The organism is Bradyrhizobium jicamae, from assembly GCF_001440395.1.
Taxonomy (GTDB): Bacteria; Pseudomonadota; Alphaproteobacteria; order Rhizobiales; family Xanthobacteraceae; genus Bradyrhizobium; species Bradyrhizobium jicamae.
The window spans coordinates 94,918-118,488 of sequence record NZ_LLXZ01000080.1; the positions used below are offsets into that span (position 1 = coordinate 94,918).

At 63.1% G+C, this 23,571-nt stretch carries 21 protein-coding genes; 4 read left to right on the forward strand and 17 right to left on the reverse strand.

Annotation, left to right across the window (positions count from 1 at the left end; translation table 11 throughout):
* Window positions 1-212: 212 nt before the first annotated feature.
* Window positions 213-1,007, reverse strand: a complete 795-nt coding sequence (locus tag CQ12_RS12945) for an adenylate/guanylate cyclase domain-containing protein (protein WP_057835687.1) — start codon at window positions 1,005-1,007, stop codon at window positions 213-215.
* Window positions 1,008-1,200: 193 nt separating this feature from the next.
* Here CQ12_RS12945 and CQ12_RS43685 point away from each other — a divergent pair, with 193 nt between their 5' ends.
* A complete protein-coding gene (locus CQ12_RS43685) occupies window positions 1,201-1,458 on the forward strand; it encodes a hypothetical protein (RefSeq protein WP_157088178.1) in 258 nt (85 codons plus the stop codon).
* Between the two features lie 470 nt (window positions 1,459-1,928).
* Here CQ12_RS43685 and CQ12_RS12950 read toward each other — a convergent pair whose 3' ends face one another.
* The 7 genes from CQ12_RS12950 to CQ12_RS12980 form a co-directional block, all read right to left on the reverse strand.
* Entirely contained in the window at window positions 1,929-2,894 is a 966-nt protein-coding gene (locus CQ12_RS12950) for an ABC transporter ATP-binding protein (protein WP_057835688.1), read from the reverse strand.
* A complete protein-coding gene (locus CQ12_RS12955; protein ID WP_245309880.1) occupies window positions 2,887-3,891 on the reverse strand; it encodes an ABC transporter ATP-binding protein in 1,005 nt (334 codons plus the stop codon). The genes CQ12_RS12950 and CQ12_RS12955 overlap by 8 nt, the downstream gene beginning before the upstream one ends.
* Before the next feature lie 223 nt (window positions 3,892-4,114).
* Window positions 4,115-5,554 (reverse strand): amidase, encoded by a 1,440-nt coding sequence (locus CQ12_RS12960; protein WP_057835690.1) that lies wholly within the window; start codon window positions 5,552-5,554, stop codon window positions 4,115-4,117.
* 3 nt (window positions 5,555-5,557) lie between these two features.
* Window positions 5,558-6,466 carry an ABC transporter permease gene (locus tag CQ12_RS12965; RefSeq protein WP_057835691.1) on the reverse strand — a complete coding sequence of 303 codons (909 nt, stop codon included), beginning with the start codon at window positions 6,464-6,466 and terminating at the stop codon, window positions 5,558-5,560.
* Entirely contained in the window at window positions 6,459-7,412 is a 954-nt protein-coding gene (locus CQ12_RS12970; protein WP_057835692.1) for an ABC transporter permease, read from the reverse strand. Before CQ12_RS12970 ends, CQ12_RS12965 begins: the two co-directional genes overlap by 8 nt.
* Before the next feature lie 32 nt (window positions 7,413-7,444).
* Complete coding sequence (locus CQ12_RS12975; RefSeq protein ID WP_057835693.1) at window positions 7,445-9,019, reverse strand: ABC transporter substrate-binding protein; 1,575 nt, start codon at window positions 9,017-9,019, stop codon at window positions 7,445-7,447.
* Window positions 9,020-9,161: 142 nt separating this feature from the next.
* On the reverse strand, window positions 9,162-10,583 hold the full coding sequence (locus CQ12_RS12980; protein ID WP_157088179.1) for a sulfatase family protein: 1,422 nt from the start codon (window positions 10,581-10,583) through the stop codon (window positions 9,162-9,164).
* A gap of 124 nt (window positions 10,584-10,707) precedes the next feature.
* Between CQ12_RS12980 and CQ12_RS12985 the strand changes: the two genes are divergently transcribed.
* The gene (locus tag CQ12_RS12985) at window positions 10,708-11,427 is read left to right on the forward strand and encodes a GntR family transcriptional regulator (protein WP_057835695.1); all 720 of its coding nucleotides are present in this window, start codon (window positions 10,708-10,710) and stop codon (window positions 11,425-11,427) included.
* Window positions 11,428-11,557: 130 nt separating this feature from the next.
* Window positions 11,558-12,304: a glucose 1-dehydrogenase gene (locus CQ12_RS12990; protein ID WP_057835696.1), complete on the forward strand. Its 747-nt coding sequence runs from the start codon at window positions 11,558-11,560 to the stop codon at window positions 12,302-12,304.
* A 52-nt stretch (window positions 12,305-12,356) separates the two neighbouring features.
* Here the strand turns inward: CQ12_RS12990 and CQ12_RS12995 are convergent, their stop codons facing one another.
* From CQ12_RS12995 to CQ12_RS46285, 6 genes are read right to left on the reverse strand one after another with little or no spacing between them, the layout of a single operon-like run.
* Window positions 12,357-13,838, reverse strand: coding sequence for an aldehyde dehydrogenase family protein (locus CQ12_RS12995; RefSeq protein ID WP_057835697.1), 1,482 nt, complete (start codon window positions 13,836-13,838; stop codon window positions 12,357-12,359).
* A 31-nt stretch (window positions 13,839-13,869) separates the two neighbouring features.
* Window positions 13,870-15,261, reverse strand: coding sequence for a dihydrolipoyl dehydrogenase (lpdA, locus tag CQ12_RS13000; protein ID WP_057835698.1), 1,392 nt, complete (start codon window positions 15,259-15,261; stop codon window positions 13,870-13,872).
* 1 nt (window position 15,262) lies between these two features.
* Complete coding sequence (locus tag CQ12_RS13005) at window positions 15,263-16,570, reverse strand: dihydrolipoamide acetyltransferase family protein (protein WP_057835699.1); 1,308 nt, start codon at window positions 16,568-16,570, stop codon at window positions 15,263-15,265.
* 2 nt (window positions 16,571-16,572) lie between these two features.
* On the reverse strand, window positions 16,573-17,586 hold the full coding sequence (locus tag CQ12_RS13010) for an alpha-ketoacid dehydrogenase subunit beta (RefSeq protein WP_057835700.1): 1,014 nt from the start codon (window positions 17,584-17,586) through the stop codon (window positions 16,573-16,575).
* Window positions 17,587-17,588: 2 nt separating this feature from the next.
* Window positions 17,589-18,818 (reverse strand): thiamine pyrophosphate-dependent enzyme, encoded by a 1,230-nt coding sequence (locus CQ12_RS13015; protein WP_057835701.1) that lies wholly within the window; start codon window positions 18,816-18,818, stop codon window positions 17,589-17,591.
* Complete coding sequence (locus CQ12_RS46285) at window positions 18,815-19,402, reverse strand: hypothetical protein (RefSeq protein WP_245309886.1); 588 nt, start codon at window positions 19,400-19,402, stop codon at window positions 18,815-18,817. The genes CQ12_RS13015 and CQ12_RS46285 overlap by 4 nt, the downstream gene beginning before the upstream one ends.
* Between CQ12_RS46285 and CQ12_RS13025 the strand changes: the two genes are divergently transcribed.
* Window positions 19,311-19,733, forward strand: a complete 423-nt coding sequence (locus tag CQ12_RS13025; protein WP_245309883.1) for an Lrp/AsnC family transcriptional regulator — start codon at window positions 19,311-19,313, stop codon at window positions 19,731-19,733. The two genes, CQ12_RS46285 and CQ12_RS13025, sit on opposite strands and share 92 nt — an antisense overlap.
* A gap of 125 nt (window positions 19,734-19,858) precedes the next feature.
* Here CQ12_RS13025 and CQ12_RS13030 read toward each other — a convergent pair whose 3' ends face one another.
* Genes CQ12_RS13030 through CQ12_RS13040 form a run of 3 tightly spaced genes read right to left on the reverse strand, consistent with a single transcriptional unit; the run spans window position 19,859 to window position 23,524 of the window.
* Window positions 19,859-21,373 carry a SulP family inorganic anion transporter gene (locus tag CQ12_RS13030; protein WP_057835704.1) on the reverse strand — a complete coding sequence of 505 codons (1,515 nt, stop codon included), beginning with the start codon at window positions 21,371-21,373 and terminating at the stop codon, window positions 19,859-19,861.
* Window positions 21,374-21,382: 9 nt separating this feature from the next.
* Window positions 21,383-22,582 carry a methionine adenosyltransferase gene (gene metK / locus CQ12_RS13035; RefSeq protein ID WP_057835705.1) on the reverse strand — a complete coding sequence of 400 codons (1,200 nt, stop codon included), beginning with the start codon at window positions 22,580-22,582 and terminating at the stop codon, window positions 21,383-21,385.
* Window positions 22,583-22,597: 15 nt separating this feature from the next.
* Entirely contained in the window at window positions 22,598-23,524 is a 927-nt protein-coding gene (locus CQ12_RS13040; protein WP_488226004.1) for a formylglycine-generating enzyme family protein, read from the reverse strand.
* Between the last annotated feature and the right edge of the window lie 47 nt (window positions 23,525-23,571).

Genomic DNA, 23,571 nt, shown 5'->3' on the forward strand with positions numbered 1-23,571 from the left:
AAATATCGAAAACAACCCCATGCAAAGTAGCAACTAGTCGATGCTTTGAGCGATTCCGCGAAAAATTTTGACACGTCGGCAAATCAGCGAGACGCCAATCTACTTCCTGACGATCCCGGTGCAGGGCAATCTTGCCAAACCAAGTGATTTTTCGCGCTGAGGGGGCGGAGGCGGACCGGATTGCGAGGCGGTGTCCCGCGTCGCAATCCACCTCAATCTTCGACCCGGTACAGACGCCATCGCTCCGGTACGCCTTTGAGTTGGTGGACGCCGTGATCCCTGAAGCAGATTTGAGACTGCGACATCAGGTCCTTGACCACGCTCGAGACCAGCACTTCGCCGGCGCGCGCTTTCGCGGCGACACGTGCGCCGATGTGAAACGCGAGACCGACCACCTCGGCCCCGCTCACTTTGTATTCCCCCGCATGCAGCCCCACCCTGATCTCCAGCCCCAGCGTGCGCACCGCCTCGCGGATCGCGGTCGCACAGCGGACGCCGGCAGCCGGCGCCTTGAACGTCGCTAGCACTCCGTCCCCCGTCGTCACGACCTCCTTTCCGCGCGAAGTCTTCAACTCCTTGCGGACCGCTGCGTAATAGTGGCCCATCACCTTTGTCCAGCGCGCATCGCCCAGCTTCGCGGCTTTCTCGGTGGAGCGGACGATATCGACGATCAGGATCGTGGCGAGTGCCTGTTTGAGCTCGGTGCTGCGCTGGGCGGATCGGCGCCGGAGCGCAATCGGTCCGGCCAGCGGTTCATAGCGATGATTGCGGCGCCGCGCGATCGCGGCCTTTACATAGTCGTTGGCCCGCTGCGCCGTGCCGCAACGAATCGTTTTCTCTCTCGGCGGAAGTGCCCAGTAAACCTTTCGCCCATCTCCGGCGCCAAGGACTTCCACGGCGCCCCACTTCAGGAAAACCGCCGAGCCAACCCGTCGAACACACCACGCCTTTGACGTGTATCCGGAGACGTTCGACTGATGGACTCCGATGCGAAGGAATTTTGGCATGAACGTGCGGCCAATCGAAAGACCGTTTGGGCGTACTTGGGGCAAAGGGTAGTCGTACAATCCGGCGTTGGCAACTGTCGAAAATTTGCCCGTGGCCCCCACGTCTGTTCGCGTTCGCGGTCAAAAATACCGAAGGAGATCAGACGGCAGGTGCGAGCCGCCGCCTCACCAGAAACGACCTCGACAAAGTGAAATGAACGCAATCGAACCCGAACGAAAACGCAGCAAACTCAACGAAGCCGATCGATATCCTCTCGCTCATAACGGTCTGGTTGCAGGTTCGAGTCCTGCCGGGCCCACCAGTGGATCAATGCTTGGCTGTATTTCATTCCGCAGCCCGTTGGCCACCGCACCAGAAATGCCCGCTTCGTTGCGCCGGGTCGTGCTTCAGCAGATCGCAAGCTACTTCTCCGGGTTCGATACGACCACGATCTTTCCAACGCAAACGTAGATTCGGCGGCCTTTTCGCAATAGGAGTGCAAGCAGCGGGCTGCGTTTCCGTGATCGGAACAGCCTTTCGACGGCCGAGAACCTGCGAGCGGAACGTGCATATCGGCGACGTCCCAAATAGGCGTATGCGCATGAGCCTGACGGCGATTCGATTTGCTGTGGCAGGTTCGGGCGCTCTGCAATTCTTCGCCTTGCAGCGAGAACTTGCAATGAAAACGCATGGGCTGTCTCAACGGTTTCTCTCACTGATATCCCGATTTATATGGTGGACGCCCCAACGGCTCGAACCCGGGACCCGCTGATTGGGAGGTGCGTGACTTGCCAAAAAATTCTGTCGCCATTCCGACATGAGTATCGTTGGGCCTGCAACAGGTTTCCCTCTGTCGGGATAAAAGGATCCTTGTTTGGTGCAGAGAGGCAAGCGCTGCTGATGCATTCCGGCACTGCTATGGAGCACAACGGCGGCGCCGATCATACCAAGTGGCAGGCAACGAGATGATCCGCCACCGACTTCGGCACCAGCGGCGGCTCCCTTTCCGCGCACATGGGCTGCGCCAAAGGACAGCGCGTTCGGAAGCGGCAGCCGGAGGGCGGCTCGATCGGATTGGGAATGTCACCGCGCAACAATATCGGCTGCCGCTGACGGCCGGGAATCGGCTCCGGAACCGCCGACAACAATGCCTTCGTGTAGGGATGAAGCGGCGAACGACAGAGCTGCTCGGTCGAGATGAGCTCGACGAGCCTGCCGAGATACATTACGGCGATGCGGTCGCTGACGTAGCTCACCGCTGCCAGATTGTGCGAGACGAAGACATAGGTCAGCCGTAGCTCGCGCTTGAGCTCGACCAAAAGATTCAACACCTGTGACTGAATCGAAACGTCGAGCGCGGAAACCGGCTCGTCGGCGACCACCAGTTTCGGCCGAAGCACGAGGGCGCGGGCGATGCCGACGCGTTGCCGCTGGCCGCCCGACAGCTCATGCGGATAGCGATGGGCGGCTTCCCGCCGCAATCCCACCTTGTCCAGCATTTCGACAATCATCCGCTCGCGCGCGCCGCGCTCGATGCCCTGTGCATCGAGTCCTTCGGCGATGATGTCGCCGACCCTCATGCGCGGATCCAGCGATCCGCTCGGATCCTGAAAGATGAATTGCAGTTGGCGCCGCGAGCGCCGCAGTTCCGCGCCCGCCAGATCGCCAATCTGCGCGCCGTCGAATGACAGTTTTCCGGCGCTTGGCTTCATCAGCCCGACCAGAATCCGCCCGAGCGTGGATTTTCCGCTACCGGATTCGCCGACGAGGCCAAGCGTCTCTCCCGGGGCGATGTCGAGATCGATACCGTCGACGGCGCGCGCATAGGCGACGCTGCGCCGGAACAACCCGCCGCCGACTGGAAAGTATTTCTTGACGTCGCGGGCGCGCAATAACGGCTCATGCATCTGTAGCTGCTCCCCGCTGCGATCGTTCGGTGGCATTGCCGCGCAACCAGCACGCTGCAAATCCTGAACGGGTCGCAACCAATGCCGGCGGCTGGCGATGACAATGCTGGAACGCGTAACTGCAGCGCGCGGCGAACCGGCAGCCTCCCGGCCAATGCAGCGCGCTCGGAACGACGCCGGGGATCACGTTGAGCGGCTCGTCTTGCGTCATTCCCAATAGCGGAATCGACCGCAACAACGCCTCTGTATAGGGGTGCTGCGGACTGCGGAAGATGGCGTCGACAGAGCCGCGCTCCACCACCTCGCCAGCATACATCACGGCGACATCGTCGCACATCTCGGCAACGACACCGAGGTCATGGGTGATCAGGATCACCGCCATCGCCAACCTGTCGCGCAACTGCCGCAGTAGCTCAAGGATCTGCGCCTGGATGGTGACATCCAGCGCGGTCGTCGGTTCATCGGCGATCAAGAGCTTGGGTTCGCAGGCAAGCGCCATCGCAATCATCACGCGCTGCCGCATGCCGCCTGACATCTGGTGCGGAAAGGCGTCGACGCGACGCTCGGGTGATGGAATCCCGACAAGTTCCAGGAGTTCGATGGCGCGCTCGCGCGCCTGGCGCGCGCTCGTGCGGCGATGCAGCCTGATGCCTTCGATGATCTGGTTGCCCACCGTATGGACCGGGTTGAGCGAAGTCATCGGCTCCTGAAATACCATGGAGATGCGATTGCCGCGAACCGCCTCGAGCTCCCGTTCGGAAACCGCGGCGAGATCCTTGCCCTCGAAATAGATGTGGCTGCCCGGCAGAATGCGGCCCGGCCTCTCGATCAAGCGCATGATCGAGAGTGCGGTGACACTCTTGCCGCTGCCGGATTCGCCGACGACGCCAAGCGTCTTGCCCTCGCGAACGTCGAGGTCGACACCGTCGACGGCCTTCATCACGCCGGATCGCGTGTCAAAATAGGTCCGGAGATTTTCAACGCGCAGCAGCGACATGGTCATCCCCGCTAGACCGTGGCCCTTCGTCCGGCCCGGTTTCGATCACGTATTCGGTCGAAATGATCCAAAGGCGAGCCGGCGAGCCTGCCGTGTTAGGCCTACTCCGCGCAGGCGCGCGAACGATTCCGCCAGCAAGGCCGGCCGGCCAGGTTGGCGCGATGGAATGCAGCCCGACGAACGGTGCGAGAACGCGTGGCCATTCGATCATCGCGATCCTCCATCAGACATTCGGCTTTCGTCCGACCCACGGCCAGGCGAGCTCGAAGGCACGCGCCGCGCGCAGCACCAGCGCCTCCTGATTGGGCGGCGCGATCACCTGCAGGCCGATCGGCATTCCATCGACGAAGCCGCAGGGAATTGAGGCGGCCGTGCAGCCGGCGAGATTGACAGCCAGCGTATGGGCGACCAGCGCCGGGATGCGCTGGGCGGGACCGACGGATTCAATCACCGGCGCGGTGAATCCGAGCGTCGGCGAGAGCACGAGATCGCAGCTGCGGAAGGCGGCCTCGAACGAGCGGATGAAATCAGCGCGCCGGCGCATCGCGCGCGAATAATCGGCGGCGCTCACGCCCTTGGCCCAGGCAAATCGCTCGCGCGCATATGGGGTCAGCTTGCGCCGTGCCAGCGGGTCGGTATAGAGCGACTTGCCGAGCGCGGCGTAACGATCGACGAAGTCGAGCACCCGCCAGGCTTCGTCCACCCCCTGCGTGTTGAACGTCACCGCATTATCGACAAAATTGGCACCGAGCGAGCCGAGGCCAAACGCAGCTTTCTTGATCGCGCTGATCACGGCGGCATCGACCTGACCCGAAATGCTCTGATCCTCCCACCATCCGAGCCGCAGTCCCGCGATGCCATCATCGAGCCCGGAAAGGTAGTCGGGCGGTTCATCCAGCCGGCACAGGGAATCGTCGACGGACGGTTGCGCCAGTAGCTGCAGCAATGTGGCCGCATCGCGCACGTCGCGGCTGATCGGGCCCGCACTGCAAAGGAACATCGTGGATCCGAGCGAGCCGTGCTGCGGAACCCTGCCGTTGCTCGGCAACAAGCCGAGCACCCCGCACATCGCCGAGGGCAGCCGAATCGATCCACCTGAATCGCTCCCAAGCGCCAGCGGGCCGAAGCCGGCTGCGACACTCGCCGCCGCCCCTCCGCTTGAGCCCCCAGACGTGCATCGGGGATCCCAGGGATTGACGCATTCGGGCGCGACGCGGCCGGTGGTGCGCCAGAACGTCCCAAATTCAGGCGTAGCAGTTTTGCCGATGATCACGCCATCGGCCGCCTTCACGCGCGCGACGTGCAGCGAATCCTCCTCCGGCACGTGGTCGGCATAGATCCGCGAGCCGCTAGTGGTGCGGATGCCCTTGGTCCAGAACTGATCCTTGATCGATACCGGCACACCCGCCAGCGCGCCGACAGGCTCGCCGCGATCGATCCGCCTGTCGATCGCCCTGGCCTGGTCCAGAGCCACTTCCCCCGACACCGTGAAGAAGGAGTGGAGGCGTCGATCGAACTTCTCGATCCTTTCGATGAAATGACAGGCGACTTCGATTGCCGACACGCGCCGTGTCACGATGGCTTCGCGGATCTGCCAAGCGGGCATCCAGTGAAGATCGGACGGCAGGTCGCTCATCGCATCAGTGTTCAATTTGTCGAGCATCGATCAACCTCTTGGATCCAAAGCATCGCGCAAACCATCGCCCATGAGCGTGAAGCCGACGACGACGAACACGATGGCAAACCCCGGACTAAGGGCGAGCCATGGCGCGAGCGCCATCACCGAGGTGGATTCGGCGATCATGCCGCCCCAGGTCGGATCGGGCGGCTGCACGCCGAGCCCGAGAAAGGACAGCGAGGCCTCGGTCAGCACTGCGATCGTCACCGTCAGCGACGCCTCGACGATCAGCGGCGCCGCGATATTTGGCAGCACATGCCGGTACATCGTCCGCGCACGCGAGACGCCAAGCCCGATCGCCGCGGCGATGTAATCCCGCTCTCGCACCGACAGCGTCGAAGCGCGGGCGACGCGGGCAAAGCGCGGCATGAACAGCAGGCCCATGGTGAGGACGAGATTCGGCAGGTTCGGCCCGAGCGCCGCCACCAGCGCAATCGCGAGCAGCAGTGCGGGAAAGGCCTGCAGGATGTCGAGAAGGCGCATCAGGCAAGCATCGACCAGCCCGCTGGCGTATCCGGCACTAAGGCCGATCACCGTGCCGGATGCGAACGCAAGCGCGGCACTCAGGCAAGCGACCACAAGAGAGCTGCGCGCCGCATAGAGGATGCGCGTCAGCACATCGCGCCCCAGTTGGTCCGTGCCCAGCCAGTAATGCGCTGATGGCGGCGACAGCGAGGCATCGGCAATCTCGAGCGGATCGTGCCCGGAAAGCCAGGGCGCGGCGAGCGCAAGGACGATCGACAGCAGCACCATCGCAGCGCCGACTGCAAGCGGCAGATTCCAGCGCAGCCGGGGTCGCGCCAGGAAGCGAATGCCCCCCTCGTTGGCTGCCGGCTCGTCGGCCGGCACTGCCGGCCGATCCGCCGAGTCGATCAGGGTCGGATGTGCGTCAGCCATGTTGCTGGATCCTCGGATCGAGCGCGTAGTAGCTGAGGTCAACCATGATGTTGATCAGCACCACCAGCGTGGTGACCACCAGCACAGTGGCTTGCACTTGCGTATAGTCGCGGTGATAGATCGCGTTGAGCATGAGCTGGCCGATGCCGGGCAGGCCGAACACCTGCTCAACCACGACTGCGCCCGCGACGAGGTGCGCGGCGGTGACGCCGACCGCGGTCACAACCGGCAGCAGTGCATTGCGAAGACCATGCCGGATCAGCACGCGTAGGCGGCCTGCGCCCTTGGCACGTGCGGTCGCCATGAAGGGCTCCGTCAGCACCTCCAGCATGGCGGCGCGCGTGTAGCGCATGATCGTGGTGGCGGAAGCCAGCGAAAGCACGAAGGCCGGCAGCAGCAAAGTCCTGATTCCACCGAGCGGATCGTGACGCAGGTCGACGGCGCTCAAGATCTTGAACGATGGCCAATAGAGCGAAAGCAGCAGCACGGCTGCAACACCGACGAAGAATGGTGGCGTTGAGAGGCCGAGCAGCGCCACGGCGCGGATGAAAAGATCGGGCCACCGCCCGCGGGTTTTCGCAGCGGCGACGCCTGCGGGCAATCCGACCGCGATCGCAAAAAGCAGCGACATTGCGGTCAACACCAGCGTTACCGGCAAGTGCGAGACGATCTGCGGGGCGACCGGCAATCCCATCACGAGCGAATTGCCGAAATCGCCGCGCAGCGCGCCCATCAGCCAGATTCCATACTGCACCGGCAGCGGCTGATCGAGATGCAGGGCGCGGCGGATGTTCTGGGCGGCTTCCGAATCGAGCGCTACCGTGGGCCCCGCGAGCACGCTGACGATATCGCCGGGAATCAGATGAATGATGGCGAAGCTCATCAGCGAAACGCCGAACAGCACCGGCACGGTGAGAACGATGCGTCCCGCGGCATATCTGAGCATCGCCTACTCCCTTAGAACTCGCTGACCGCGCCCTATTGCAGCCAGGACTGCCGAAGATAGACCCTCTGCGCCGACGGCACGGCGCGGTAACCCTGCAGCTTCTTCGACCACATCTCCCAGCGCAGCGCCGCGGCACAGGGCGTAATGATGTAGGCCATATCGGCCACGCGCTGCTGCACCGCCCGATAGAGCTTGGTTCGTTCGGCTTCGTCATAGCTCTGCCGCGCCTTGGCCAGCAGTTCGTCCAGCACGGGATCAGCCGTCTTGCCCGGATTGACCGTGGAGTTCGAGTCCAACCGGATCGAGATGTTGGTGTCGGGATCCGGACCCCAGACCAAGCCCGCCATCGACATTGGCGATTCCGTCGATTGAAAATCGGCGACGAGCTGGCTCCATTCCTTCTGCAGGATCTTAATCCTTATGCCGATGCGTCCGACCATCTGCTGCATGATCTGGGCAATCTGAACGTCGCCGTAGTTGGCCGGCGAGACCGCAAAGACCGTCTCGAAGCCGGAGGCATAGCCGGCCTCCGCCATCAGTGCTTTGGCCGCGGCGACGTCTTCTTTCATATAGGGCAAGCCGAGCACCTCGCCGCTCGGAACGGCGAAGGGCGTTTGCATTGGCGGCAGCGACGCAGTGAGGCCGGCGAAGCCACGCCAGACGACCTTGGTAATCAGCTCGCGGTTGAGCGCCAGGCTGAAAGCACGGCGAACGCGGACATCATTGAAGGGCGGCTTGCGCTGATCGAACTCGAGTAGCATCAGCCGCGAATAGGACTTTGGGTCGGGTGCCACGATGTCAGGCACATCGCGCATCTGCGTCGCCGAGTCGGGGCGGCCGAGCCAGGTCAGCTGCACGCTGCCCGCCCGCAGAGCGGCCATGCGACTGGCTTCATCGGGTATGATGCGGAAGTCGAGGCCATCGAGATAAGGCAGGCCCGGCTCGTAATAGTCAGGATTGCGCTTCATCCGGATCAGCGAATTCGGCCGGAAATCCTCCAGCATGAACGGCCCGGTGCCGGCGCCGCCCTTGACGAGGTCGCCGCGCTGCCTGACGTCTTCGCGGTTGACGATCGCGGAATATTTGATGGTGGCAAGATAGTTGGGGAATGGCGAGAACGGACTGGCGAGGCGGAACACCACCGTCTTGGGATCCGGCGTTTCGATCGCCTTGATCACCGAGAAGATCGATACCCATGGCGAGCGGGTGGCAGGATCCACCAGGCGCTCGAAGGTGAACTTGACGTCCTCGCTGGTGAGCACACTTCCATTGTGGAATTTCACGCCGTCGCGCAGATGGAAGACGAAGGTCTGCGGATCCGGATTCTCCCATGCGGTGGCGAGATCAGGCTCGACATGGCTCGACGTCTCGTCCCACCTCAGCAGGCAGGTATAGATGTGCTCGGCGATGTTGCCGGTCGAGAATGCGGCGGTCTTGTGCGGGTCCAGACCGATCGGATTCTCATCCTGGCCGATGGTGAGCACGCCGCCGCGTTTGGGCGCGGGCGTCTCATCCGCTGCTACCACCGGGCGCGCGCCGTATCCGAGGGCAACGAGCCCCATCCCGGTGGAGCCGAGAAATTGCCTTCGCGTGAAGTCGGCCTTCATGTCTCCCTCCACCAGCCGATCGATATTTCCGAAAGCGTGACGGCCTAGAGCATGATCGGTCCTGATTGGATCAGAACCGAAACTCTGGATTCTTGTTTTGATTTCCTCACGCGAAGCGATATCCACCTCACTCGAAAACGCTCTACGATGCGTGCTCGAGCAAGGCCGCGAGGCGAGGATCGGAGTATTTGTTGGTGACGCCGGCGCGGCGCAGGTCCTCCGCGTACATCTCCAGCAGAGCACGGATGACGGCGGGGTGCTTTTCCGCCACGTTGATGGTTTGCTTCGGATCGGAGCTCAAATCATAGAGCTCGACCGGTTCGCCCGGAATCGCATAGAGCAGCGACCATTTTTGCGTCGTGATGGTCACGGGTTGCCATTCGACCACCGTCCGCATCAGATCGTCGACGACTTCAACCGTATCGCCGGGATTGGCGAGCGGCAGCGCCGTCAGCACATGGTCGCGCCCTTCGAACGGCTGGCCAAGCACGCCGGGAAGCAGCGAGTGTCCCTGCATCTCCGGCTGGCGCGGCAGGCCGGCCATGTCGCAGATCGTGGGAGCGAGGTCGAGCGCGCAGGCAAGCTTGCTGGTTCGTCCGGGCTTGGCGCCCGGCACATGGATCAACAGCGGCACCTTGGCGATCTCTTCGTAAAGTGGCGAACGCATCCACGTCGCTTCGCCGGGCGCCCTGCGGACCATCTTGCCCATCAACCCATGCTCTCCGAGCAGGAAGCCGTGGTCCGAGACGAAGATGATGGCGGTGGAATCTTCGATGCCGAGATAGGCGAGCTGGTCGAGCAAATGGCCGATCCAGCGATCGACGAGCTCAAGCTCGCCGCTATAGAGCGCGCGGGCGACTGCGATGTCGCGATCGGTCATGCCGTGCTTCTTGCAATCGCCATAAGGCGGATGCACGCGCTCGCCGGCATAGTCGGGCAGATAGTGGCGGGTATAATAAGCCGGCGGATCCCACGGTTCGTGCGGATCCCAGGTGTCGACCAGCGCGAAGAACTTGTCCTCGTAGACCTGCTCCAGGCATTTCGCTGCCTGCACCATGGTGAGCGGCGCCGGACAATCCATCTCGCCGGTGCGGGGATCGGGCTTCACCTTGCCGGTGATCGGCCATTGCGGCAGCTTGCCTTCGCCCTGGCGCTTCGTTTTGTTGGGCGCGCTGTACGAAGAGTAATGCGGTGTTCCCAAGAGTTGAGACTTCATGTCGTAGAAGAAATTGAAGCCGCGATCGTACGAATAGCCGTTGACCTGGTAGAACGGCGTATCGACCACGCCGAGCGTGGTGTAACCCACTTCCGTCAATGCGGTTGCGATCGAGCGGTCCGCGCGCGGTAGTGCGCCCCAGCCGACGCCGGCAAAAGCGGGCTTGCCGGTGAGATAGTCGTAGCGGGCGGGGACGGTCGGAAAGCTCGACGCATAATAACGGTCGAACACCATCGACTTGGCAGCAAGCCGGTCGAGGTTCGGCGTGCGGACGTGACCGCCGTTGTAACCGAGCATATCGGTCCGGACGGTATCGGAGACGATCATGAGAATGCGATCTACGGCCACCTATAATCCTCCCTTTATTGTTAAGTAAAATATCACACAGCACTTTCGCCCAGTCAAGCAGTAATATATCACATGTCACACATTTATTCTTGCGAATCTGGATGCTCCCTGCTACGAAAGGCACATGGAAGCGCTTCAAAATGGTCCTTTAGGTCTGGTTTCGGCGCCAAGCCTGCGCGAACAGGCGCGACAGGTGATCCGCGGCCTGGTCATCACCGGGCAGATGCGGCCGGATCAGCTCTACTCGGTCCCCCGGCTCGCGGCCGAACTTGGCGTGTCGGCAACGCCGGTGCGGGAAGCCCTGCTCGATCTTGAGCGCGAAGGCCTGCTGCAAGCGGAGCGCAACCGAGGCTTTCGCGTGGTGTCGCTGTCGCTGAGCGAACTCAATGAGACCTTCGCCATCCGCCTGTTGCTCGAAGTGCCGAGCGTCGGCGACATCGCCCAAGGCGGATTATCGAAGCAGCAGCTCAGCGAGCTCCACGAGCTGGCCGAGGCCACGCGACAAACGGCTGACGCCGGCGATCTGATCGCGTTTCTCGATGCGGATCTCAAATTCCACGTTCAGCTGATTGCCACGCTCGGCAATCGCTCGCTTGCCAAGCTGGTCGAGACGCTGAGGGACCGCGTGCGCCTGCACGGCTTTGCCGGCAACGACTCGCCGCGGGATTTTCTCAAGCAATCGGCAGAGGAACATTTCAAGCTGCTCGACTATGTATCGAAGCGCGACCGGGCCGGCGCCGAAGCGACCATGCAACGCCACCTCGAAAGGTCGCGCGGGGCATGGGGCGACAGGCACAACGCCGCACAGGCCGCAAAAGCCGCCGTTCTCGACGACACATCCTGACCGCGGCGCCCCTCTCCTTCCGACCGTTCATTTGCAAAGCAATCCATTTCCCGCGCCTTTGCTGGAGATCGCATTGCCATGGCAAGGCGCGCGCGAGCCAATTCGAACAATATTAGCAAGGAGGATCGCTATGAGACTGAAGGACAAGATCGCAATCGTGACCGGCGGCGGCTCCGGCTTTGGCGAGGGCATCGTCCGCAAATTCGTTGAGGAAGGCGCGCGCGTGGTCATTGCCGACCGTGACGAGGCCGCCACAGAGCGCGTGGCCGGCGCACTTCCCGGCAGAACCATCGCCGCCGTCGCCGATATCTCCAACGAATCCGGCTTCGCAGCGGTGGTGCAGACAGCCCATCGGGAATTCGGCGGGCTCGATATCCTCGTCAACAACGCGGGCGTCGGTCACACGCCCCAGCCGCTGGAAACCGTGACAGACGAGATGTTCGACAGGATCGCCAACGTCAACATCAAGTCAATCTACTATGGCGCAAAGGCCGTGGTGCCGCATTTCAAGCAGCGGAAATACGGTATCGTGCTCAACGTTGCCTCCACCGGCGGGGTCAGCCCACGGCCAAACCTGACCTGGTACAACGCATCGAAGGGCTGGGTCATCACCGCGACGCGCGCCATGGCGGTGGAGCTTGCGCCGTTCGGCATCCGGGTCAACGCCATCAATCCCGTCGCCGGCGAAACGCCGCTGCTCAAGACCTTCATGGGGCAGGACACGCCGGAGATCCGCGCCAAATTCCTCTCGACGATTCCAATCGGCCGTTTCTCCACGCCCGAGGACATGGGCAACGCCGCAGCGTTCCTGTGTTCCGACGAGGCCAGCATGATCACGGGCGTCGCCATGGAAGTCGACGGCGGCCGCTGCATTTGACGTGATCACCTGGCGAATGGCGGCGGCACATCGCCGCCGCCATTCGCGTTTGTCAGCCGTGATAGATCGAAATGGTCTTGGTCGTGGCAAAGCCGTAGAGGGCCTCAAAGCCCTTTTCGCGGCCATGGCCCGAACGCTTCACACCGCCGAACGGCAGCTCGATGCCGCCGCCTGCACCGTAGTTGTTGATGAAGATCTGTCCCGACTGAATGGCGCGCGCCAGGCGCAACTGCCGGCCGCCATCGCTCGTCCAGATTCCGCAAACCAGGCCAAAGGGCGTGCCGTTTGCCAGCTCGATAGCCTGCTGCTCGCCGTCAAACGGCATGATCACCTGGACGGGCCCGAAGATTTCCTCCTGCGCAAGGCGATGGCTGGGCGGAACGTCGCGGATCAAGGTCGGCGTGACATAGGCACCGCCCGCAGGCGCATCGGGCACGATGGTGCCCTGCGCGGCGAGACGCGCGCCGCCACGCTCGGCCAGCGCAATGTAGCCTTCGACAATGTCCTTCTGCCGGCGCGAGACCACGGGGCCGACATCGAGATCGGACAGCGCCGGCCCCACCTTCAGCTTGCGGTAGGCATCGGCCATGCGTGAAGCAACCTCTTCATAGACCGATCGCTCGACCAGGATCCGCGACGACGCGGAGCAGGTCTGGCCGGCGTTCTGAATACCTGCCATCACCAGGAACGGCAGTGCCCGATCGAGATCGGCATCGGCAAACACCACCTGGGGCGATTTACCGCCGAGTTCCAGCGTAACCGGCACGGCATTGCGCGCGGCGGCCGCCTGCACCAGACCGCCCGTCGTTACCGAACCCGTGAAGGAAATGTGATTGATGCCGGGATGAGAGGACAAGGCCGCACCAGCTTCCTCGCCGGTGCCGGTGACAAGGTTGAGCGCGCCGGCCGGCAATCCCGCTTCTTCCGCGATGCGGGTGAACTCGATCACCGTAAGGCAGGCTTCCTCCGCCGGCTTTACGACAGCGGCGTTGCCCATCGCAAGGGCCGCACCGAGGCTGCGTCCGATGATCTGCATCGGATAGTTCCAGGGAATGATGTGGGCGGTGACACCATGCGGCTCATAGATCGTGAGGGCAGTGAATCCCGACCGATAGGGAATGGTATCGCCGTGAACCTTGTCGGCCGCGGCGCCGTAGAATTCGCAGTAGCGCGCCAGCGCCTCGACATCGGCCCGCGCCTGCTTGAGCGGTTTGCCGACGTCGCGTGCTTCAAGCTCTGTCAGCAGATCGATATTCTTCAGGACGCCCTCGCCGATCCGATGCAGGATGCGACCGCGCTCGGTCGCCGACAAACGTCCCCACTCGCCGGCCAACGCCGCCCGGGCGGCCTGAACCGCGCGATCGACGTCCTCGCTGCTGCCCCGGGCAATGTCCGCAAGATGCGAGCCATCGGACGGATCCGGAATCGCGAGACGCCGTCCATCGGCAGCATCGACCCAGCGGCCGGCGATGTAGTTGCGGTAAACCCGTGCCGAGTTCGACGGGTTGCGCTCCAGAGTTTGATCTTGCTGCATGACATCTCCTCTTGGTTCGTTATCGCTTCCATCAGGCATGCAAGCCGCGCCCCAAAGCGCCGAACGCAGCCTCGTGAATTGCTTCGCTCCGCGTCGGGTGGGCGCCGATGGTGGCGGCGATGTCTTCAAGCACCGCTCCCATCTCAATGGCAAGTGCAAGTGAGGACGTCAATTCCGACACCCCCGCCCCTACCGCTTGCGCTCCCAGCACGAGGTGGTCGCTGGCCCGCGCCACGATCCGTACGAAACCCGCATCATCCATCTGCGTCAGGGCCCGGCCGTTGGCGGCAAAGGGAAATGTCGCGACCTTGACGTCGTGACCGTCCATCTCGGCTTGTTCCGGCGTGTATCCCACGGATGCGACCTCCGGATCGGTGAAGCAGACCGCCGGAATAGCGACGGCGTCAAAGGAGCGGCGCTTTCCCGCCATGATCTCCGCCACCATCGCGCCCTGCGCCATGGCGCGATGCGCCAGCATCGGCTCCCCCGTGAGATCGCCGATCGCCCAGACGTTGGACATGGACGTCTCGCAACGGTCATCGATTTTGACGAATTTCCCGTCCATCGCGAGGTCGAGCCGCTCCAGCCCGAACCCTTTGGTGCGAGGCTCACGCCCGACCGCGACCAGGAACTTGTCGGCCGGCAGTTCGCGCAGGCCATACCCGCGCTGCTCGATCAGCAGGCTCTCGGCGCCGGCGGTCAGCCCCTGTGCCTGCGCCGAGGTGATGACGCTGACCTTGAGTTCTTCGAGTCTCCGCACCACCGGCCGCGTCAACGCCGCGTCCCACCTGGGCAGGATCTGCTCGTCGGCCTCGACGACCGTTACATCCGATCCGAGTTTTGCAAAGGCGATCCCCAGTTCAAGGCCGATATAGCCGGCACCGACAACCACGAGCCGCGCGGGAATTTCTCGCAGCGACAGCAATTCGGCCGACGAGATAACATTGCCTCCAAACGGCAGTGTCTTGATCGCCTGCGGCACCGAGCCGGTTGCGAGAACGAGATGTTTGGCACGGTAGCACGTTGTACCGCCGGCCGTGGTAACTGTGACGGTCTTGCCATCAAGAATCTCGGCCGTGCCTGAAATCACCGACACACCGCTTTTCTTCAGCAGCGACGCGACGCCGCCGGTCAGGCGATCCACGATCGAATCCTTCCACGCAACAGTGCGCGCGAAATCAAATCCCACCTGTTTGACGCTCAGCCCGAACGGCGTCATCTCGCTGTGACTGGCGCTGTGGAAGGCATCCGCGGCGTAAATGAGTGCCTTGGAAGGGATGCAACCGACATTCAGACACGTGCCGCCGAGCGCCCCACCTTCGATCAGGACGGTCCGCAATCCCAACTGCCCGGCGCGAATGGCCGCGACATAGCCGCTGGGCCCTCCGCCGATGATAACGACCTCCGCGGCGCTCTCCTGCATGTCAGTTCCTAACGAGCAGGAGTGCCGGCGCCTCCAGCAGCTCTTTCATGCGCCGGATGAATTGCGCGGCCTCATAGCCATCGATGATGCGATGATCGAATGAGGACGACAGGTTCATCATCATGCGGGGAACGAATTGATCATCCCGCCACATCGGGCGGATCATCATCCGGTTGACGCCGACGATCGCCAGCTCCGGCCGGTTGATGACGGGCGTCGTTGCGATGCCGCCGAGATCGCCGAGGCTGGTGACGGTGATGGTGGAGCCGTTCAACTCTTCCCGACGAGCAGTACCCTGCCTCGCTGCGTCCGCGAGCCGCTTGATCTCTGCCGCGCAGGCCCAGAGATCGAGCGCTTCGGCGTGAAACAGCACCGGCACCATCAGGCCCGACGGGGTTTGCGTCGCGATGCCTGCATGAACGGCGCCGTGCCGGCTGACGACCTCCTGGTCATCGTCATAGGTTGCGTTGACTTGCGGAAAATCGCGCACCGCGTGCACCAGCGCTGCAACCACGAACGGCAAGAGGGTCAGCTTCGGCCGGCCCTCGACAAATTTCGTATTCAGCTGCTTGCGCAGCTCATCGAGCGACGTGACGTCGACCTCCTCGACATAGGAAAAGTGCGCCACGCGCCGGGTCGTCTCCGCCATTCGCTCGGCGATCCTCCGGCGCAGGCCAACAACCTTGATCTGCTCGACCGCATCGTTGCGTTGCGCGATCCGTGGACCGGCGCTCGCGTTCGATCGGTTTTGAAGGTAGCCGGCGAGATCGTCGTGCGTGATTCGGCCGGCGGCCCCGCTGCCCGAAACCAGACGAAGATCGATTCCTGCCTCACGCGCCCGCGCCCTGATCGCGGGCGATGCAATCGGCCGCACGGGAGCCAGCTTCACCTCGACACCGGCCACGCCGTTACGATGGGCATTGGCAGGATGGCCATCGTTCGGCCGGCGATCATAAGGCTGTTCCGTTTGGACCGGAGAACCTGCTTGCGGGTCAACCGGCACATCGCTTGCTAAAGCGCGACCGTCAGGCCGATCGACATCTTTCTCGCTTGCGACGTCACCATTTGCGCCAAAACGAATGCCTGCCAAAGGACTTCCAACCGCGAGACGCGCGCCCAGCTCTCCGCCGAGCTCGACGACCACGCCCGCCCTTGGCGAAGGAATTTCGACCGTCGCCTTGTCCGTCATGACAGCGGCCAGAATCTGATCCTCCCTGACCGTCTCGCCGACCGCGACATGCCATTCGACGATCTCGGCCTCGGCAACGCCCTCTCCCACGTCGGGAAGCTTGACCAGCTCGACAGGCATTCTCAGCTCCCCATCAGCCGGGTCAGCGCGCGACCGACGCGATCAGGGCTCGGAAAATAGTCCCACTCCTGTGCGTGGGGATAAGGCGTATCCCACCCGGTCACGCGAACGACCGGCGCCTCGAGATGATAGAAGCAGCGTTCCTGGATCAGCGCGGAAAGCTCGGCGCCGAAGCCCGATGTGCGGGTTGCCTCGTGTACGATGAGGCAGCGGCCTGTCTTGGTAACCGACCGAACAATGGTGTCGACATCGAGCGGCACCAGCGATCTGAGATCGATGATCTCGGCGTCGACACCAACCGACTGACACGCCGCCTCGACGACATGGACCATGGTGCCATAGGCAAGGATCGACACATCGCTGCCTTGGCGGCGAACCACCGCCTTGCCGATCGGCACGGTGTAGTAGCCTTCCGGCGTTTCGCTCAGCTCGTGCTTCGACCACGGCACGATGGGCCGGTCGTGGTGACCATCGAAGGGACCGTTGTAGATCCGCTTCGGCTCGAGAAACATCACGGGATCGTCGTCCTCGATCGCGGCGATTAGAAGGCCTTTCGCATCATGCGGGTTCGACGGAATGACCGTCTTCAAGCCCGCAACATGCGTGAACAGTGCTTCCGGACTTTGGCTGTGGGTCTGCGCGCCGAAGATGCCGCCGCCACAGGGCATGCGCACGACGATGGGGGCGCTGAACTCGCCGGCGGAGCGGAATCGCAGCCGCGCCGCCTCCGACACCAGTTGGTCGTAGGCCGGGTACATGTAGTCGGCGAACTGGATTTCAGCGACGGGCCTTAGTCCATACGCTCCCATGCCGACGGCGACACCGACGATGCCGCTCTCCGAGATCGGGGTGTCGAAGCAGCGCGATGACCCGTATTTGCGCTGCAAACCGTCCGTGCAGCGGAAAACGCCGCCGAAACGGCCGACGTCCTGGCCGAAGGTGACGACGCGTTCGTCCCGGGCCATCATGACATCCATGGCATCGCGGATAGCTTCGATCATCGTGAGAGACGGCATGCTCAGAAGCCGAGTTCCTGGCGCTGCTCGCGCAAATGCGGCGGCATCAGCTTGTAGACGTCATCGAACATCGAGGCCGGGCTGCATTTCGATCCCTCCACCAGGGTCCCGTATCCCTGCGCCGCCTTCGACGCGACGCTGATCTCCTCGTCCAGTTCGGCCTTGAGCTGGACGTGACGCGCTTCACTCCAGCCGCCAAGCCCGATCAAATGATCCTTCAACCGATCAACGGGATCGCCAAGCGGCCAGGCCGTCTGATCCTCCGGGGCGCGATACTTCGACGGATCGTCGGACGTCGAATGCGGCGCGGCTCGATGGGTCACCCACTCAATCAGGGTCGGCCCGAGATTCTTGCGGGCGCGCTCCACGGCCCAACTGGCCGCTGCGTGAACCGCCAAGTAGTCGTTGCCATCGACGCGCAGCGCGGGAATTCCGTAGCCATGCGCGCGTGCCGCAAAGGTTGCGCTCTCGCCCCCGGCGACGGACTGCGCCGTCGAGATCGCCCATTGATTATTGACCACGTTGAGAACGACGGGCGGGCGGTACACCGAGGCAAACACCAGCGCTGCATGGAAATCGTTTTCGGCAGTGGCGCCCTCGCCGATCCACGCGGCAGCAACGCTGCGCTCGCCGCGCATCGCTGATGCCATGGCCCAGCCCACCGCCTGCACATATTGGGTGGCGAGATTGCCGGAGATCGAAAAGAAGCCGGCGCCACGCGCCGAATAGAAGACCGGAAGCTGGCGGCCCTTCATGCGATCCTTTTCGTTCGACAGGACCTGGCACATCATGTCGATCACCGGCCAGTCCTGTGCGATAAGAAGGCCCTGCTGGCGGTAGGTGGGGAAATTCATGTCGCCCGATTGCAGCGCCGGCTGAAAGCCGCATGAGATCGCTTCCTCTCCGGTGCACTGCATGTAGAAGGACGTCTTGCGCTGCCGCTGCAGCATGGTCATGCGGGTATCGTAAGCCCGCGTCTTGAGCATCGCGCGCAGGCCGGCGCGGAGCTGTTCGATCGTGCAGGCGCCGGACCACGGTCCGGCGGCGCGCGCCCCGTCATCGAGCACCCGGATCAGCGCGTAGGCGAGATCGCGGATCTCGGCCGCCTCGACATCGACTGCCGGGCGGCGAACCTGTCCAGCTTCCGACAGATGGAGCCGACTCGAGTCAGCGGCCTTGCCGAAGCAAGGCTGCGGCTCGGGGACGTGCAAGGTGAGCGGCCCGCCGCTCATGAGGCCGCTCCGCCAGTTGCGACCAGCGAGTCTCCAACGACCTCGACGGAACACAGCGACGGATGCCGTGCGAAGCGTGAGCACAGAACAATGGGATCGCGGTCCGGGTTCGCATCGATGCCGAAGTCGATGGCGGCTCTGCCTTCCCCATCGACCACCATTCGGAATTCGACCATCTGCAGCCCAAAGCGCTGCACATCGGCGAGAAGCTGGGACGCCGCCGCAAGCGAATCCGTTGCGATGGCCCGGAAGGCGACAGACGAGGCGCGAGAGGCGGCAGATGACATTGGCTGATCTCCTCGACAAAACTCTACTGCTGCATCAGCAGGTGATTTTCCCATTATGTTGTGTAACACTGCGATTCTGCAGAAGAATCTTCTGCCTTTGAGGAGATTTTCGATGAAATCATCTTCGACACCAAAACAGCGGACCAGGGCGGACCTCGATTTGACCGATCGAAAGATCCTTTCGATTCTTCGCAGCGACGGACGGCTGACCGTCAACGAGCTGGCCAGTCGCGTCGGGTTGTCGTCGTCACCGTGCTGGTCGCGGGTCCGGCACCTGGAGGAGATCGGCGTGATCAAACACTACTCAGCCGTCATCGATCACATCGCCGTCGGCCTGAAGGATCTCGTCTTCATCGAGGTGACGCTCGACAAGCATGACGACAAGGTGCTCGCTCGGTTCGGCGACGCGCTCGCCAGAATCCCGGAAGTGATCGAGGCCCATCTCGTCACCGGCGATTACGACTATCTGGTCAAGGTGGCGGTCGCCGACACCACGCATTACGAGCGCTTTCTTCGCGAGAAGCTCTACCGGATTCAGGGTATCCGGCACACGCGATCGACCTTCTCGCTACGGACCCTGAAGCTCGTCATGTCAGCCGACCCGCTGCTCGTCAGGGCGAGCGATTAGCCAGCGAAGTGATCAGCGCAAACTCTCCATTTGCCGATCACGTCACTCGCTGCCTAACGCTGTCCTACCCTGACGCTATATCGGGATTCAGTTCAGCCTGATCACGCCGGGCCCACCCGTCGCAACTATTGTCCGTTCAATTGACCCGTCAGCCTTCCGTGAAAGGCAAGGCTTCGCGGATCGAGCCCGGTGAACTTGATGGAGTGACCCAGCGCGCGGTACTTCGTTTCGATCGCGTCGAGCGCGGCGACACTTGAAGCATCCCATATCTGGGACGATGTGAGATCGACAGTGATCTCCTTTGGATCCGCACGATACGAGAAGCGCTCAACGAGGTCGTTGCTGCTCCCGAAGAACAACGGGCCGTGCACGGCGTAGCGGACTGTACTGCCGTCCTCACTCGGCATGCGCTCGACGCGGATGACATGAGCGACGCGCCTGGCGAAGAGCACCATGGCCAGCAGCACGCCACCGGCGATACCGAAGGCAAGGTTGCCGGTTGCGACCGTGATGACCACCGTCACTGCCAGCACTGAGGTTTCCGACTTCGGCATGCGCTTGAGCGTCGAGGGCATTACGCTGTGCCAATCGAACGTCTTCACCGCGGCAATCATCATGACGGCCGCCAGCGCCACGAGCGGAATCTGCGCCATCAGGCCACTAAGCACCGTAACCAGCACCAGCAGCACGATCGCAGCAGCAATGGTAGATATCCGCGAGCGGCCGCCGCCGATCTTCACATTGACGACCGTCTGCGCAATCATCGCGCAGCCGGCGATGCCGCCATAGAAGCCTGCCACAATATTGGCGACGCCGAGCGCCCAGGATTCCTTGCCCTTGTGCGAGCGGGTGTCGGTGACATCATCGACCAGTTTTGCCGTGAGCAGCGTCTCCAGCAGACCGACAAAGGCGACGCTGAGCGCGGTCGGCCAGATGATGCCGAGGGTTTCGAGATTGAGCGGCACGGTAAACTGCATGATGCCGGGCAAGCCTGGCGCCATGGCGCCGCCATTGCCGCCGACATTGGGCACCGTGAGTTGGCCCGAGATCACGATCGCCGTGACGATGACGATGGCAATCAGGGGCGCAGGAATGACCGTGATCAGCCGCGGCGCAAGCAGCACGATCGCAATCGTCAGCGCGAACAAGGGATAGACGATCCACGGTACGTTCAGGATATGCGGCACCTGAGCGAAGAAGATCAGAACGCCCAGCGAGTTGACGAAGCCGATCATCACAGAGCGCGGGATGAAGCGTGTCAGCCGCGCCATGCCGGTCAGGCCGAAGACGATCTGGATGACGCCGGCAAGCAGGATGGTCGGCAGGATGTAGCCGGTACCGTGGGTCTTCACCATCGGCCCGATCACGAGTGCGATCGATCCTGCAGCAGCCGTCACCATTGCCGGCCGCCCGCCAAATACGGACATTACCAGCCCCAGCACGACCGAGGAGAACAGCGCGACCTTGGGATCGACGCCGGAGACGAAGGAGAAGGAGATGACCTCGGGGATCAGCGCGAGAGCCGTCACCACGCCAGCCAGGGTCTCGCGCGTGAACTCCCGCGGCGAGGTCAGCACCGAGCCGATTGAAGGAGAGTCATCGAGCGCCATCTGTGCCGCGCGGTCGTCGATTGCGGTCATGGCAATGCCCTACTGAACGGCGCGCTTCAGCGCGCCGGCTAGATCGGTCTTTTCCCAGGAGAAGCCGCCGTCGCTCTCCGGCGTGCGGCCGAAATGGCCGTAGGCCGCGGTGCGCGCATAGATCGGCTTGTTGAGCTCGAGATGCCGCCGGATGCCGCGCGGCGTCAGATCCATCGACTCGGCGACCGCCTTTTCCAGCTTGTCGTCGGCGACCTTTCCGGTGCCGTGGGTGTTGATGTAGATCGACAGCGGCCGCGCGACCCCGATCGCATAGGAGAGCTGCAGCGTCGCCTTGTCGGCGAGACCGGCAGCCACGATGTTTTTCGCGAGGTAGCGCGCCGCATAGGCCGCAGAACGGTCCACCTTGGTGGCGTCCTTGCCGGAGAACGCGCCACCGCCGTGTGGCGCCGCGCCGCCATAGGTATCGACGATGATCTTGCGCCCTGTCAGCCCGGCATCACCATTGGGTCCGCCGATGAAGAACTTGCCGGTCGGATTGATGTGCCAGATCGTCTTGTCCGATATCCAGCCTTCCGGCAGCGCCACCCGCACATAGGGCTCGACGCGTTCGCGCACCTGGTTGGAGCTCATGTCCTCGATCAGGTGCTGGTGCGAGATCACGATCTCGCGCACGCCGACCGGCTTGCCGTTTTCGTATTGCACCGTGACTTGGCTCTTGGAGTCCGGTCCCAGCACCTTCTCTTCGCCGGCGTGCCGCGCTTCCGAGATCAGCCGCAGGATCTTGTGGGCATAGAATATCGGCGCCGGCATCAGTTCTGGCGTTTCGTTGGTAGCGTAGCCGAACATAATGCCCTGGTCGCCGGCACCCTCCTCGCGGTTGGTGCCGGGCTTGTCAGCATCGACGCCCTGGGCGATGTCGGCCGACTGCGGATGCAGCAGCACCTGCACGTCGGCGGTCTCCCAGTGAAAGCCCTCCTGCTCGTAGCCGATGTCCTTGATGGCGGCGCGCGCGGCCTGCTCGATCTGTTCGTTGGTCACCGAGGACGGCCCGCGCGTCTCGCCCGCGATCACGACCTTGTTGGTGGTCGCCAGCGTCTCGCATGCAGCGCGGATGCTCCAGGGATCGACCCCGGCCCTTTCACCCTCGCGGAAGAACAGGTCGACGATTTCGTCGGAGATGCGGTCGCAGACCTTGTCGGGATGGCCCTCCGAGACGGACTCGCTGGTGAAGAGATAGGATGCGCGCATGATTTCCCTCGGGTTTCAGTTCGGGCCGCGCACGACGCAGCGGAAGCCGATGTGACATGTCGATGAATCGATACTCTCGCCCTGCCGCGCGGCCGGCCGCGCCCGCAGGCAGTAGTTCGGGGCGCAAAGATGCGAACCGCCCTTCACCACGCGTAGCCCCTTGCGCGGATCCACGTCCTTGCGCTGGCAGCAGGATTTGTCCGCGCTGCCGGCGGGGGCGTAAGCTGTCGTGGTCCACTCCCAGACGTTGCCGCACATGTCGTGCAGGCCGTAGCCGTTCGGCGGAAACGCATCGACCGGCGACGTTCCCTCAAAGCCGTCCTCGGCGAGGTTCTCGAAAGGAAAACGTCCCTGCCAGGTGTTGGACAGATAGCGGCCTTCGGGATTGGCGGCATCGCCCCAGGGGTACGCGGCCCCCTCGAGCCCGCCGCGTGCAGCGAACTCCCACTCCACTTCGCTAGGCAATGCCTTGTCGGCCCAGGCCGCATAGGCCTGCGCGTCCTCATAGTTGATGTGCACAACCGGATGATTGCCTTTCTGGGCGATCGAGCTGTTCGGCCCGTTCGGATGCCGCCAGTTCGCACCGGGCACATAGGCCCACCATGCACGATGATCGCGCAGGCTGACCGGCCGCGGCGGCTTGACGAAGACGAGCGAACCCGGGACGAGGAATTCCTCCGCCGCATCCGGATACATTTCTCGCATCGGCGTACGCTCGGAGAAGGTGACGTAGCCCGTCGCTGTGACGAACCGGTCGAACTGCGCATTGGTCACGGGATGGCGGTCGATCCAGAAACCATCTGACGTCTCGGGGTGGACCGGCCCCTCTTCGCGGTAGAACGCGTTCGAGCCCATCAGAAAAGTCCCGCCGGGAATCCAGACCATGCCTTCCCGGCGGATAACGCTTGCGGCGCGGGGGACCGTGGACGCCTCGCCGTTCAGCGAGACGCCTTGATGCGAACAGCAGCGTGTTGCAATCGGTTCCACGG